General features: G+C 71.9%; 10 protein-coding genes. 4 read left to right on the top strand and 6 right to left on the bottom strand.

Annotated features, from left to right (window positions below):
• The 3 genes from AC07NG_RS07095 (at position 1) to AC07NG_RS07085 (ending at position 3746) form a co-directional block, all read left to right on the top strand.
• Positions 1–1011, top strand: a complete 1011-nt coding sequence (locus AC07NG_RS07095) for a family 8 glycosyl hydrolase (RefSeq protein ID WP_494592935.1) — start codon at positions 1–3, stop codon at positions 1009–1011.
• Between the two features lie 31 nt (positions 1012–1042).
• Entirely contained in the window at positions 1043–1369 is a 327-nt protein-coding gene (locus AC07NG_RS07090; protein WP_494592933.1) for a hypothetical protein, read from the top strand.
• A gap of 175 nt (positions 1370–1544) precedes the next feature.
• Positions 1545–3746, top strand: a complete 2202-nt coding sequence (locus tag AC07NG_RS07085; RefSeq protein ID WP_494592931.1) for a WD40/YVTN/BNR-like repeat-containing protein — start codon at positions 1545–1547, stop codon at positions 3744–3746.
• Positions 3747–3759: 13 nt separating this feature from the next.
• On the opposite strand, the gene AC07NG_RS07080 is transcribed toward AC07NG_RS07085, so the two are convergent.
• Positions 3760–4764, bottom strand: a complete 1005-nt coding sequence (locus AC07NG_RS07080) for an AraC-like ligand-binding domain-containing protein (RefSeq protein WP_494592929.1) — start codon at positions 4762–4764, stop codon at positions 3760–3762.
• Complete coding sequence (locus AC07NG_RS07075; RefSeq protein ID WP_494592927.1) at positions 4765–6072, bottom strand: MFS transporter; 1308 nt, start codon at positions 6070–6072, stop codon at positions 4765–4767. It abuts the gene before it with no gap.
• A gap of 767 nt (positions 6073–6839) precedes the next feature.
• On the opposite strand from AC07NG_RS07075, the gene AC07NG_RS07070 reads away from it, so the two are divergent.
• Positions 6840–8069 carry an OmpA family protein gene (locus AC07NG_RS07070; RefSeq protein ID WP_492855856.1) on the top strand — a complete coding sequence of 410 codons (1230 nt, stop codon included), beginning with the start codon at positions 6840–6842 and terminating at the stop codon, positions 8067–8069.
• A 209-nt stretch (positions 8070–8278) separates the two neighbouring features.
• Here the strand turns inward: AC07NG_RS07070 and mnmC2 are convergent, their stop codons facing one another.
• The 4 genes from mnmC2 to AC07NG_RS07050 form a co-directional block, all read right to left on the bottom strand.
• Positions 8279–10057, bottom strand: a complete 1779-nt coding sequence (gene mnmC2, locus AC07NG_RS07065; protein ID WP_494592925.1) for a tRNA (5-methylaminomethyl-2-thiouridine)(34)-methyltransferase MnmC2 — start codon at positions 10055–10057, stop codon at positions 8279–8281.
• A 76-nt stretch (positions 10058–10133) separates the two neighbouring features.
• Complete coding sequence (locus AC07NG_RS07060; RefSeq protein ID WP_487292012.1) at positions 10134–10439, bottom strand: hypothetical protein; 306 nt, start codon at positions 10437–10439, stop codon at positions 10134–10136.
• Between the two features lie 143 nt (positions 10440–10582).
• Positions 10583–11452 carry a flagellar motor stator protein MotA gene (motA, locus tag AC07NG_RS07055; RefSeq protein ID WP_487292013.1) on the bottom strand — a complete coding sequence of 290 codons (870 nt, stop codon included), beginning with the start codon at positions 11450–11452 and terminating at the stop codon, positions 10583–10585.
• A 123-nt stretch (positions 11453–11575) separates the two neighbouring features.
• Positions 11576–13378 (bottom strand): methyl-accepting chemotaxis protein, encoded by a 1803-nt coding sequence (locus tag AC07NG_RS07050; RefSeq protein WP_494592922.1) that lies wholly within the window; start codon positions 13376–13378, stop codon positions 11576–11578.
• Positions 13379–13461: the final 83 nt, after the last annotated feature.

The following is a 13461-nucleotide window of genomic DNA, read 5'->3' as shown; positions in this document are numbered from 1 at the left end:
ATGGCGGTGGTGATCGCCGCGACCGGAGCCTCGGGCGCCTGCGCCAGGCCGCCCGGCGAGGGCTGGGCCGCGTTCAAGGCCGCCTATGTCCAGCCCGACGGCCGCACGATCGATCCCGAGAACGGCGGCGTCAGCCACAGCGAGAGCCAGGGCTACACGATGCTGCTGGCCGAGGGCCACGGCGACCGCGAGACCTTCGACCGGGCGTGGAACTGGACCCGGACCAACCTGGTCCAAAAGAACGCGCCGCTGCTGGCCTGGCGCTACGATCCCCGCGCGAAGCCGCCCGTCGCCGACCAGAACAACGCCGCCGACGGCGACGTGCTGGCGGCCTGGGCGCTGCTGCGGGCCGGGCGGCGCTGGCGCGACGACGGTTATCTGGTCGCCTCCAAGGCCATCCGCGACGCCATCGCCGAGCGGCTGGTGGTCGAGGTCGGCGGGCGCACGGTGCTGCTGCCAGGGCTGGAGGGTTTTCGCGGCCCGGCCGGAGTGATCGTCAACCCGTCCTATTTCATCCTGCCGGCCTTCCAGGACTTCGCGTCCGCCGACGGGGCCGAGGCGCCGTGGCGGACCCTGATCGCCGACGGCGTGACCCTGGCGCGCGACGGCCGGTTCGGGCCCCAGAAGGTTCCGCCCGACTGGCTGCTGGTGCGTCCCGACGGCAGCCTGGCGCCGGCCCCGGACAAGCCGCCGCTGTTTGGTTTCGACGCCATCCGGGCGCCGCTCTATCTGGCCTGGGGCGGCCAGGATTCGCTGGCCGCGCAGACCGCGGACTACTGGCGCGGAAACATTCAAGCCCAAAAAAGGCCGCCGGCATGGGTCAATATGTCCGACGGTCATGAAGCCGACTTTCCGTTATCTAGCGGGGGTGTCGACATCGCCGCCCTGGCGCTGAACGACCCGTCGATCCAGAGGCTTCGGGGGACGCCGCCGGATCGCACGTACTACTCGTCCGCCCTCGTCCTGCTCGCCGAAATGGCGGGGAGGGAAAGGCGGGCCAGACGACCTTGAACCCCGAACCGCCTTGCGGTGGAGCCACGACATGTCCGGCGACGTCAACCGCCTCTTCTCGATGATCAACCAGATCAATCTGCCGTATCAGATCTTCGAGACGGCGGAGACCGAGGCCGATTTCGAACCCGAGCCCGGGCGTCCCTCGCTGCAGGCCGAGGCTGAAGCCATGGTCCGCGCGCTGGAAGGCTTCTTCGGCTGCCCGCCGGCCGCCGCCAACGAAGACGTCGCCGCCTGCGACCTCGGCTTCCTGCAAGCCTATGCCGAAAAGCCCGCGCCGGTTTCCGCCGCCGCCAGCACGCAGCCGGGCGACAACCGGCTGTCGGACATCTTCAAGCGCATGCGCGAACGGGCCTGAGGCCCGCACCTCTCCGCGCCTTCCCGCGACGGCGGGATCCAACTGACGCCCTTATCCCCATAACCGTGAAATCCCGTATTGTAGGATTAATCGGCTTCGCTATGGTAGCGCTCACAATATCAAGGACGACCCCGGCTCGGGCCTGAGGATCGTCCGGAGCGCAGTGGGGAAACGAATGCTCTTCGATCGGATGAAGCCTGTCCTGCGACCAGCCCTGGGCGGCGCGGCGCTGGCCCTGATGCTGGCCGTGGGCGGCCCGGCGGCCCAGGCCCGCGCGGCCGACCAGCCCTATGGCTGGGCCAGCGTGCCCTATGGCGCGGGCGGCTATGTCGACGGCTTCGTCTATCACCCGCGCGAGAAGGGCCTGCTCTACGCCCGCACCGACGTCGGCGGCGCCTATCGCTACGACTACGCGGGCAAGCGCTGGATCCCGCTGCTCGACCACCTGCCGCGCGAGGACGCCGACCTGATGGGCGTGCTGAGCCTGGCGGTCGATCCGGCCGATCCCAACAAGCTCTACGCCGTCTGCGGCCTCTATCTCCAGGACTGGGCGCGCAAGGGCGCCGTGCTGCGCTCCGACGACCGCGGCGCCACCTGGAAGAAGACCGAGCTGCCGATCCGGGTGGGCGGCAACGCCGACGGCCGCGGCGCGGGCGAGCGGCTGATGGTCGATCCGACCGATCCGAAGACGATCTGGTTCGGCTCCAACCAGGACGGGCTTTGGCGCAGCACGGACAGCGGTGTCAGCTTCGCCAAGGTCGCCGCCTCGCCGGCGCGGGCGATCAATCTGGTGATCTTCGAGCCGAAGAGCGGCGACCTCTATGTCGGCGGGGCCGACGGCAAGGGCGGTCTGTTCGTCAGCCATGATCGCGGGGCTTCGTTCCAGCCGGTGGCGGGCGCGCCGGCCCAGCTGCCGCAGCGGGCCGTGTTCGCTCCCGACGGGACGCTCTACGTCGCCTTCGCCGAGGGGGATGGCAGCGCCTTCGCGGTCAATCCCAGCCACGCCAAGGGCGGCAGCGTGCAGAAGCGCGACCCGGCCTCGGGCAAGTGGCGCGACATCTCCCCGCTGAAGGGCGAGGCCCGCCAGGGCGGTTTCTCGGGGATCGACATCGGGCCGGACGGCGCGCTGGTGGTCTCGACCCTGGACCGCTGGTGGCCCAACGACGACATCTTCGTCTCGCGCGACGGCGGGGCCAAGTGGAGCGCGCTCAGCCGCCAGGCCGGCTTCTCGGCCGGGGCCTATCCGTGGCTGGCCGAGACCAATCCCGAGCGCAAGATGGGCGGCTGGATCTCGGACCTGCGGGTCAATCCGTTCGACGCCGACGAGCTGATCTATGGCCACGGCGGCGGCCTGTGGATGAGCCGCAACCTCACCGCCGCCGGCGGCGAGGCCCCAGTGGCGCTGGACGCCCGGATCGACAATCTGGAAGAGGGCGCGGTCACCCAGCTGGTCTCGCCCACCGGCGGGGCGACCCTGCTGGCGGCCATGGGCGACACCGCGGGGGCTGCCTGGGACGATGTCGCCCGTCCGCCCGCCAACGGCCTGTTCCGGCCCAACACCGAGAGCAACTGGAGCGTCGACTACGCCGGCCAGAAGCCCGGCTATATCGTCCGCACCGCCAACGGCAAGGCCAACGCCTTCTACTCCACCAGCGGCGGCGCCGACTGGCGGCCGATGCCGGCCCAGCCCTACAAGGTCCCGGGCGAAGGCCAGCCCTGGCGCGGGCCGGGCGCGATCGCGGTGTCGGCCAAGGGCTCGGCCCTGCTTTGGGCGCCCGAGAAGGACGTCGGCTACGCCTCGCTGGACGGCGGCAAGACCTGGACGGCCTCGGCCGGCTGGCCCGCCGCCGGCGACCAGACCCTGGTTCCGGTCGCCGACAAGGTGGTCGAGCGGGTGTTCTACGTGCACGACCGGGCCGGCGGCCGCGTGCTGGTCAGCGTCGATGGCGGCCTGACCTTCACGCCGATCGCCTCGGGCCTGCCGGCGACCCAGCACTGGGACCGCGCCCAGCTGGCCGTCGTGCCGACCCGGATGCGCGACCTGTGGATCGCCCTGCCGTCGGGCCTGCTGCATTCGCGCGACGCCGGCGCGCCGTTCAAGCCGGCCCGCAAGGTCGACGCGGCCTGGTCGGTCAGCTTCGGCGCGCCCAAGGAGAAGGACGGCTACCCGGCGGTCTATCTCTACGGCAAGGTCGATGGGCGCGGCGGCCTGTGGCGCTCGGACGACGAGGGCGGGTCCTGGACGCGGATCAACGACGACGCCCACCAGTTCGGCGACATCCAGGGCGTGGCCGGGGACCTGCTGGAATACGGCGTCGTCTACATCGCCCCGCACGGTCGCGGCGTGCTGGTCGGGCGGCCGCCAAAGGCGCCGTAAGGCGCCTCGCGGTCTAGTCCAGCTCGTTCAGCCAGCCTTCCCAGCGCCGCTTGGCCAGGTCGGGGTCGTTGCGGGGCTTGTCGCCCACGGCCTCGCGATAGGCCTGCAGGCCGGCGCCATAGACCTCGGCGAACAGCCGCTCCATCTGCGCGACGCCGCCGAAGCCGAGGCGCTCGGCCAGCTCGTCCTCGCCCGGGGCCGCGTGGCCCTGGGCGTCGAGCACGGCGCGCAGGGCGTCCAGGCGGATCAGCTGGATGAACCGCGCCACCCCGCCCTGCTTGTCGAACAGCCGGTAGAGCGACGAGCGCGAGATGCCGGCTCCGGCGCTGATGGCGTCGACCGACAGGGCCTTGTCGGCCAGGCGGGGCAGGACGAAGCGGCGCACGCTCTCGCGGCGGGCCAGGTCGCGGCGCTGGTCCTCGCGGCCGGCGCGGGCCGCGTCACCGCCGATCGACGACAGGATGTCGATGAAGGCCCGGCCCAGGGCGGGCAGGGCGGTCGGGGCCAGGCCGTCGCCGCGCCGGGCCAGGGACGAGAGGAAGTCGGCCAGGACCAGGTTGTCCGGCGGGGTCAGGATCTGGCCGTGCAGCCGTCCGGCCGGGCCGAGCGCCGCCTCGATCACGTCGCGGGCGATGCTGGCGGTCAGGATCACGGCGTCGCGGTGGTCGGTGCGCATCGGCCGGCGGGTGTCGAGCAGCACGCCTTCGCCTGGTCCCAGGGTCCGGGGCGGCCCCGGCGCGTCCAGCCGCACCTCGCCCTCGACCACGTGGGTCAGGACGAAATGATCGAAGCCGTCGCCGGCGATCCGCTCGCGCCGGGCATGGACCACGCCCGACAGCCGGCGCTCGAACAGCAGGATCTTGTCCAGCCGCCAGGCCCGCACCTGGGCGAAGAACGGGCCTTCGCCGCGGCTGACGTCGGAGCCGCGCGAATAGAGGGTCGCATAGAGCGCGAAGGCCTCCTCGGCCGGGTGCTCGTCGCTCGAGAAATGGAAGCTGTCGGTCACTGAAGCAGACATCTAGGCGCGCGCCATCCCGCTCGTCTCTTGCGCCAGCCGCCGCCAGGGCTCCGCACCGAGAAACGCGGCGAGCCCGGCCAGTGATCCCGCCGCCGTCATCACCGCCGCCAGGGCCATGGCCAGGCCGTGCGGTCCAGAGAACAATCGGTCGCTCAGCAGGCCGGTCAGCAGCGGGCCAAAACCCAGGCCCGCCACCGTGACGAAGGCCAGGTAGAGGCCGTTCATGGCCGGGCGCAGATGCGGCGGGCTCAGCGGCTGCAGGCCGGCCAGGGCCGCCAGGGCCGCAGCCCCGCCGCCGGCCGTGATCAGGAAGAGCGCGGTGGCCGCTATCGCCGGCGAGCCGGCGCGGCTCAGCAGCAGGGCGCCGAGCACGGCGAGCAGGGCGCCGCCGGTCACGACCAGGGCCGGTCCGCCGCCGGCCTTGCGTCGTTGGTCCAGCAGCCAGCCGCCGCCCAGATGTCCCGCCGGGGCGGCGACCAGCACCACCAGGCCGGCCAGCAGGGCGCTGGCGGCCGGGTTCAGGCCGCAGGCGCGGTTGACGATCGAGGGCGCCCAGGCCGCGGCGGCCTGCACCAGCAGGATCACCGCGCCGGCGGCCAGGAAATGCAGGCCAAGGCCCGCCGGCCGCGCGGCCAGATGGGCCAGCGCCTGGGCCAGGCCCTGTCCCCGGGGAACGGCCTCGTCGCGGCCGCGCACGCGCCAGGCCAGCAGGGCGACCAACGCCAGATTGGGCAGGGTCAGCAGGAGGATGGCCGCGCGCCACGGCGCGTGACCGAAGGCCTGGAAGATCCCCGCCGAAAAGGCGCCCAGGGCCAGGCCCCCGGCCAGCAGGGCGCCGCTGCGGCCCATCGACGATCCCGAGGTGAACACCGACACCCAGCGCGACAGCCGAGCGGCGGGGGCGCCGGCCACGATCACGGCCAGGGCCGTCGGCGCGAACACCGCCTGGGCCAGGCCCAGCACCAGGCGCGAGGCGAACAGGGCGGCGTAGGTCTGGGCGAAGGCCATGGCCATGGTGGCCAGGGTCCAGAGGGCGGCGGATCCCGCCAGCAGCAGTCCGCGCGGCAGGCGGTGGCCGCGATGGCCGGTGACCAGGGTGGCGATGGTGTAGAACGCCACGAAGGCGGGCCCCTGCAACGCGCCCAGCTGGGTGTCGGTCAGCTGGAAGCCGGCCTTGAGGGCGGGGGCGTAGACGCTGGGCACGGCCCGGTCGACGAAGGCCATGAAATGGCCGGCGGCCAGCAGCAGGACGATTGGGAATTCGAGAAGCGGGCCTTCATCCGGGCCCTGCCGTACGCGCTCTGACATCGGGCTCTGAAAGCTTTCCGGGAGCGCACTGTTTCCCCCGCGCGAAGTCGTAGTTAACGCAACCGCATGTACTGTCCAGCCCTTCGCGGCGCGCCGTGTCGCGGAATGTTCCAGGTTTGGGACGCGACAATTCCCCGGAGCGGGTGCTAGCCGTCGCCCTCGAGCGCTTCCATCGCATGGCGAGGGAAGCGACGAGCGTCTCCTGCGTTCTGGCCGGGCCCGTCGATCCCTCGATCCCCGCCGTGACGCTGCCGGGGGACGGCTCGACGTCGTCACGCACTCCACAAGCGGTCGGCGGCGTCGAGACGGACCCGACGAGATTTCGCCCGTGGCCGCGATGATCGGCGCCCGGACGACGACAGCCTTCGCCGCTTCCTCCAAGCGGTGAAGAGGAGAGGGTGGCCTGGCCGCAGGGTCGTGGGGGCGATCCGCGGCCCGGTCCGCGACCAGCGACGCGCATTCTGCGCCGCTGGTCGCCTCCCCGCTGATCAAACAGCGCTCACCATCCACCGTTCTGCCAATAATCGCCTGGGTTGATCTGGACGCTGATTGCGAACACGGCGATTATTTCCCGGCTCGCGCGAAGACCGGCGCGAGGCGATCACGACGTCCGTGGACCGATCGTTTCAGAGGAGGTTCTGTCGAGATATCGACGAAACTCGCTCACTGTGGCGCCAGCGCCACAGCCGATTTGCGAGGTCACGCGTTTGTCGTCGTGGAAGCCGCCCCGCGGGGGGCGTCCTGGCTAATTTAAAGAGGGTTCTCACATGAAATTCGGGTTGCTGGCTGGCGTCGCAGCCGTCGCGCTTTGCGCGGCGTCAGGCGCCTCCGCCCAAAGCGCGTTGAGCGGATGGTACGTGGCCGGCGACGTCGGTTACCACTCGACCGAGGGCGTCGAAACGAGTTCGTCGGTGGACGCCTCCGACGGCCGTCCCTACGACTGGACCTTCTCGACCGACAAGGACTGGGCGGGCTTCGCGCGCCTCGGTTACCGTCTGTCGCCGAACTGGCGCGTCGAAGGCGAATACGGCTATCGCGGCGGCGACATCAAGGGCGTCCGCTCCGAGGACGGCTCGCGTCCGCAGCCGCTGGGTCTCTGCACCGCCGGTCCGATCCGCACGGTGACCAGCCCGACCTGCGGCGAGCCGAACGGCGAGCTGAAGGCCACCACCCTGATGGCCAACGTCATCTATGACTTCCTGCCCGACTCGTCCTGGCGTCCGTTCGTCGGCGTCGGCGTCGGTACGGCCTGGGTGCACAACAAGGTCTACGGCCAACTGAGCGGCGTGCCGACCGGCGCGGCGCCCTACCAGAACCTCAGCATCGACGACGTCGATCAGGCGTTCGCCTATCAAGGCCTGCTGGGCCTGGCCTGGGACATCACCCCGAACTGGTCGCTCGACCTGACGGGCCGCTACCTGACCGCCAAGAACGTCACCTGGGGTTCGGTCTCGACGAACGTGGGCGCGGCCGGTCCGGCCCCGACCTCGCTCGGCTACTTCGAAGGCGACTACAAGGACAGCTCGATCACCCTGGGTGTGCGCTACACCTTCGGCTCGCCGCCGCCCCCGCCGCCTCCGCCCCCGCCGCCGCCTCCCCCGCCGCCTCCGCCGCCCGAGCCCCCGGCTCCGCCGCCCCCGCCGCCGCCTCCGCCGGCCTACGAGGCCCGCGAGTTCGTGGTCTACTTCCCGTTCGATCAGTACGTGCTGACGCCGGAAGCCCAGGCCGTGGTGCAGCAGGCCGCTGACTACGCCAAGGGCGGCAACGCGACCAAGATCACGGTCGTGGGCCACACCGACACCTCGGGCTCGCCGAAGTACAACGTCCGCCTGTCGGAACGTCGTGCGAAGGCCGTGGCCGATGGTCTGGTCGGCGCCGGCGTCCCCGCCACGACCCTGGCGGTCGACTGGAAGGGTGAAAGCGCCCCGGCCGTCGCCACCGGCGACGGCGTGAAGGAACCGCTGAACCGTCGTTCGACGATCTCGATCAACTTCTAAGATCGGGTCCCGGACGGAGGCTTCACGCTTCCCGACGAAATGCGAAGGCCCCGGAGGAAACTCCGGGGCCTTTTGCTTTGCGCGGGGTCTCCCTTCCCCCTTGATGGGGGAAGGGGCGGGGATGGGGGTGACCTGCTGAGCCGGCGCGCAGCGCTAGGCTTCCGACGCCGCATCACCCCCACCCAACCCTCCCCCATCAAGGGGGAGGGTTATCTGCCAGGCTCCACCAACCCCGCCAGCGCCCGCGGCAGCGGCGACGGCGCGCCCAGCATCAGGGCGACTACGTGCTCGGCCAGCAGCGGGGCGGTGGTGAAGCCTCGCCCGCCCAGGCCGCCCAGCACGAACAGGCCGTCCGGCGCGCCGGGAACCGCGCCCGCCAGCGGCAGATGGTCGGCCGTCGTGGCGCGCACGGCGGCGCGGCCGTCCAGCGGGGCGTCGGCGAGGCGGGCGGCGAGGTCCGGCCGGCCCTTGGCCAGGGCCGCGCGGTTGCGGGCGTGATCGGCCTCGCGAAGCTCGGTCGCCGTCTCGCCCCGGTCATGGGTGGCGCCGAACAGCACGCCGCCCTCGCGGGTGGGAACGGCGTAGCCGCCGAAGGCGGCGGGAGTGATCGCCGTGTCGATAGGGCCGGCCCAGCTGGTCTGGCCGCGCACCGGGCGGATGGGCGCCTCGGGCCAGAGCCGGACCAGGTCGGCGCCGCCGGCCAGCACGACGGCGTCGGCGGTCGCCAGGACTGCGCCGGCCTCGTCCAGCAGACGCCAGCCGTCGTCGCCGGGCTCGATCCGCGCGACCTCGGCGGCGATCGCCTCGCCTCGCCAGGCGGCGAGGACGGCGGCGGGCTCGACCACGCGGGCCAGGGCCATGGAAAGCGCGCCGCTCGCCGGCTCGCCCAGGGCGGCGCTCGCCGTCCCGGCGTCCAGGACGGTCATTTCGCCGGCGGCGAACAGGTCCTGGTCGGTGACGGCGGCGAAGCGGTCGGGGTCCTTGGGGCCGGTCGCCAGCCGCAGCACGCCGCGCGCCAGCTCCGCGCCGGGAAGGGCCTCGTAGAGGGCGGCGGCGCGCGCCAGGGCCTGGGCCGGAAAGGCCGCGCGCGGACCGCCGCCGGCGTCCAGCGCCGGGGTGACCAGGGCGGCCGGGTTGCCGGAGGCCGGGTCGCGGCCGGCGTCGATCACCGCGACGACCAGGCCCTCGGCGCGGGCGGCGCGGGCCAGGCTGGCCGCCGCGATGCCGCCGCCGACGATCGCCAGGCTCTTGGGCCGACGCGGCGCGGGGCGCTCGCCGGGGAAGGTCGCCTCCAGTCGTTCCTTCTTGCGGCCGAAGCCGGGGCGCTTTTCCCAGGTGAAGCCGGCGGCGGCCAGGCCACGGCGCACGGCCCCGGCGACGGTGAAGGTCGCGGCCTTCGCGCCGGGCGCGGTGCGGGCGGCGACGGCGGCGAGGATGTCCTCGCTCCACATGGCCGGGTTGAGGGCCGGCGAGAAGCCGTCGAGGAACCAGGCGTCGGCCGCCCCGCTCCAGGCCTCCAGCGCCTCCGTCACGTCCATGACGGCCAGATCCAGCACCGCGTCGAAGCCGGGCAGGTCGATGCGGTGGAAGCCGCGCGCGGCGCTGGGCCAATGGTCGAGCAGCACCTGGGCGGCCTCGCCCAGCTCCGGCCAGACGGCCAGGGCGCGGGCGGCTTCGTCGCGGGTGATCGGGTGGGCCTCGATCGAGAAGATGTTGAGTTTGGAGCCCGTGGGTTTTTCCCGCCGCCACAGGTCCAGCAGGGCGGCGATGTTCAGTCCCGTGCCGAAGCCCAGCTCGCCGACCATGAAGCGGTCGCGTTCGGCCCAGGCGCCCGGCAGGCCGCAGCCGTCGAGGAACACCGCCCGGGTCTCGGCCAGGCCGTCGGCGCTGGAGAAGTAGACGTCGCCATAGAGCCGCGACTGCGGCAGGCCGTCCTCGCGCCAGATCAGCGGGGAGCCCGGGGCGGTGTCTGAAGAGTCGGAAGTCATGGCGCCATCATAGAAGAAGGGCCGCCCTCGCGGACGGCCCTTCGGATAGTCGAAGCTCGAAAAAGCCTGAAAAGGCTCAGTGGCCTTCGGTCTTCTTCTCTTCGGCAGGAGCGGCGGCGGCGGCCGGGGCCGTACCTTCGGCGGCCGAGACGGCGTCCGGTTCGGCGGCGGCGTCGGCGGCGGCCTTGTTGGCGTCGGCGGCGGCCTGGTCCTCGGCCGAGCCGGCGTCGGCGGCGGTCACTTCGCTGGCGCCGGCGGCGGCCGCGGCGGCGGCCTTCTCGTCGGCGGCGGGAGCCTCGTCCTTCTTGCCGCAGGCGGCCAGCGACAGGGCGGTCATGGCCGCGCCGGCGATGAGGATCTTGCGGAGGACTTGGGTGGTCATCGGGGCATCCCTTGCGACGTCTAAATGGAAACGCCCGGCGTGGGAGCCGGGCGCCATGCTGGCAAGGAACCGCTTTTCACGCCCCGTTGCAAGCAAAGATCACGGGCGCGTGATCTGGCCGTGCACGGACGGAAGGATCGGGCTCAGCCCTCGGCCGGGATCTGCGACAGGGCCTCTTCCAGCTCGACGAAGCTGGGCTGGCAGACGCTGGGCACGTTGCCGCGGCCGATCTCGACGCTGATCTGGGCGGCGTTGCCGTGCAGGTGGGCGACGAGCACCGCCTGGATGATCTTGTAGAAGGCGCCGTCCTCGTTGACGACGGCCTGCAGGCGGGCGGCCATCGGGCCGACCAGGCCGTAGGCCATGAACACGCCGAGGAAGGTGCCGACCAGGGCGCCGCCGATCATGCCGCCGAGCACGGCGGGGGGCTCGGTGATCGAGCCCATGGTCTTGATGACGCCCAGCACGGCGGCGACGATGCCCAGGGCGGGCAGGGCGTCGGCCATGGATTGCAGGGCGTGGGCCGGCTCGAGCGCCTCGTGGTGGTGCTTCTCGAGCTGCTTTTCCATCGCATCCTCGACCTGGTGGGGATCCTCCAGGTTCATGGTCATCATCCGCAGGGTGTCGCAGATGAAGTCGACGGCGAAGTGGTCCTTCGAGATCTTCGGGTAGCGCGAGAAGATCGAGCTGTCGTGCGGCTTTTCGATGTGGCTTTCCAGGGCGATGACGCCCTTGGACTTCATCGTCTTGGTCAGCAGGAACAGCAGGGCCAGCAGGTCGCGATAGTCGCCGGCCTTCCACTTGGGGCCGGCGAAGATCTTGCCGAAGCCGCCCGCGGTGGCCTTGATGACGGTCATCGAGTTCGAGATCAGGAACGCGGCGACGCCCGCGCCGAGGATGGCCATCAGTTCGTGAGGGGCCGCCTCGATGATGACGTCCATCTTGCCGCCACCCATCAGGTAGCTGCCGAACACGAGGCCGAAGAGCAGCACGATGCCGATGATCTGGAACATGACGTCAGGAGGCCCCGAAGAATTCAGCCCGCATCATGGCTGTTAATGATTAATCCAAGGTATCGGCGGTTTGCAGGTCCGTGCGGCGGCTGAGCGCAGGCCGCCCCGTCACGTCACGCCCCGTCACGCCGCGCGCGCCGGTTTGCGGGCCTGGGTCGCGCCGCCGACCCGGAAGCGGCCGATCAGGTGGGAAAGAGTGGCGGCCTCGGTCTTGAGGCTGTGGCTGGCGGCGGTGGACTGTTCGACCATGGCGGCGTTCTGCTGGACGGTCTGGTCCATCAGGTTGATGGCGCCGTTGACCTCCGACAGGCCGGCCGACTGCTCGGCGGCCGAGGCGGCGATCTCGCCCACCAGCCCGTCGATCTCGCCCACCTTGTCGGCGATGGCCTGAAGGGCCTGGCCGGTCTCGCCGACCATCGACACGCCCTGCTCGACCTCGCGGGCGGCGGTGGCGATCAGCACCTTGATCTCGCGGGCCGCTTCGGCCGAGCGCTGGGCCAGGGCCCGCACCTCCATGGCGACGACGGCGAAGCCCTTGCCGCTGTCGCCGGCCCGGGCGGCCTCGACCCCGGCGTTGAGGGCCAGAAGGTTGGTCTGGAAGGCGATCTCGTCGATCACCCCGACGATGCGGCCGATCTCGCGCGAGGAGGCCTCGATGCGGGTCATGGCCCCGACGGCGTCGCCGACCACGACGCGCGAGCGCTGGGCGTCGCTGCGGGCCGCCCCCACCACGATGGCCGCGCTCTTGGCGCCGGCCGAGCTGCGGCGGACCGTGGCGGTGATCTCGTCGAGGGCGGCGGCGGTCTCCTCCAGGCTGGCGGCCTGGCGCTCGCTGCGGCGGGAGAGGTCGTCGGCCGCCGAGGCGATCTCGTCGCTGCCGGCCTCGATGCCGCCGGCCGAGCGGACGATGACCTTCAGGGCGTCCTCCATCTGGGCGATGGCGGCGTTGAAGTCGGCGCGCAGGCGCTCGTACTCGGCGGGGAAGGCGATGTCGACGCGGCGGGTCAGGTCGCCCTGGGCCAGGGCGCGCAGGCCGCCGGCCAGGCTGTCGACCACGGCCTCCAGCTGCACGCGGGCGGCTTCGCGTTCGGCCTCGGCGGATTGGCGCGCGACTTCGGCCGCCTGGCGCTCGATCTCGACCTGGCGTTCGACGGCGATCTTCTCGATGGCGGCGTCCTTGAAGCGCAGCACGGCCTTGGCCATGGCCCCGATCTCGTCGCGGCGGTCGACGTCGGGCACCTCGACGCCGTTGTCGCCGCCGGCCAGGCGGGTCATGACGCCGGTCAGGGCGGTGACCGGCCGGCCCAGCACGCGGGTCAGCAGCCAGGCCAGGCCCAGCGAGGCGAGGAGGCCGAGAATCCCGCCGACCACGATGCCGAGGAAGGCGCGCCCGAAGGCCCGCTCGCGGCTGGCCGAACGCACAGCCTCGTCGCGATGCTCCTGGGCCTCGACCTCGGCCAGCACCTTGCGCAGGTCGGCCAGGCGATCGCTGGCCTCCGTCCGCGTCGCGGCCTGGGCGCGGCCCTCTGGCGTGGCGGCCATGGCGATCAAGGCCTGGGCCTCGGCCTTGTACTGCTTGCGGGCGTCCGAGAGCTTGGCGGCGGCGGTCGCGTAGTCGCCGGCCGCGTCGGCGTTGCGCAGGGCGTCGAGATCGGCCTCCAGGGCTTTTTCGGCGGCGTCGAAGCGCTTGATGTGCTCGCTGGCGCCCGAGGCGACATAGCCGAGGATGGCGTTCTGCTGCTCGAGCGCGGCGGCCTGCATGCGGGCGCTGGCCATGGTCAGGGCCATGGAGTCGTCGGTCATCTCGGTCGCCTTGCGCAGCGACCACAGGTCCAGGGCGACCACGGCGCTGGCCGCGCCGCAGATGGTGATCATGGCGGCGAAGGCCAGCAGCAGTTTGTGGGGGACGGAGATGTGACGCAGCATGGGTCCAGTACGCGCCCGCGCCATGAGCGGACCCTTAACCGGGACCGCCCCAGGGTTGCGACATAGCGTCCCTGGAGCGTCCG

Source organism: Caulobacter sp. GW821-FHT10C03 (genome assembly GCF_059415485.1).
The sequence above is the reverse complement of the archived record's forward strand: the minus strand, read 5'-3'. Positions and strand labels throughout refer to the sequence as shown.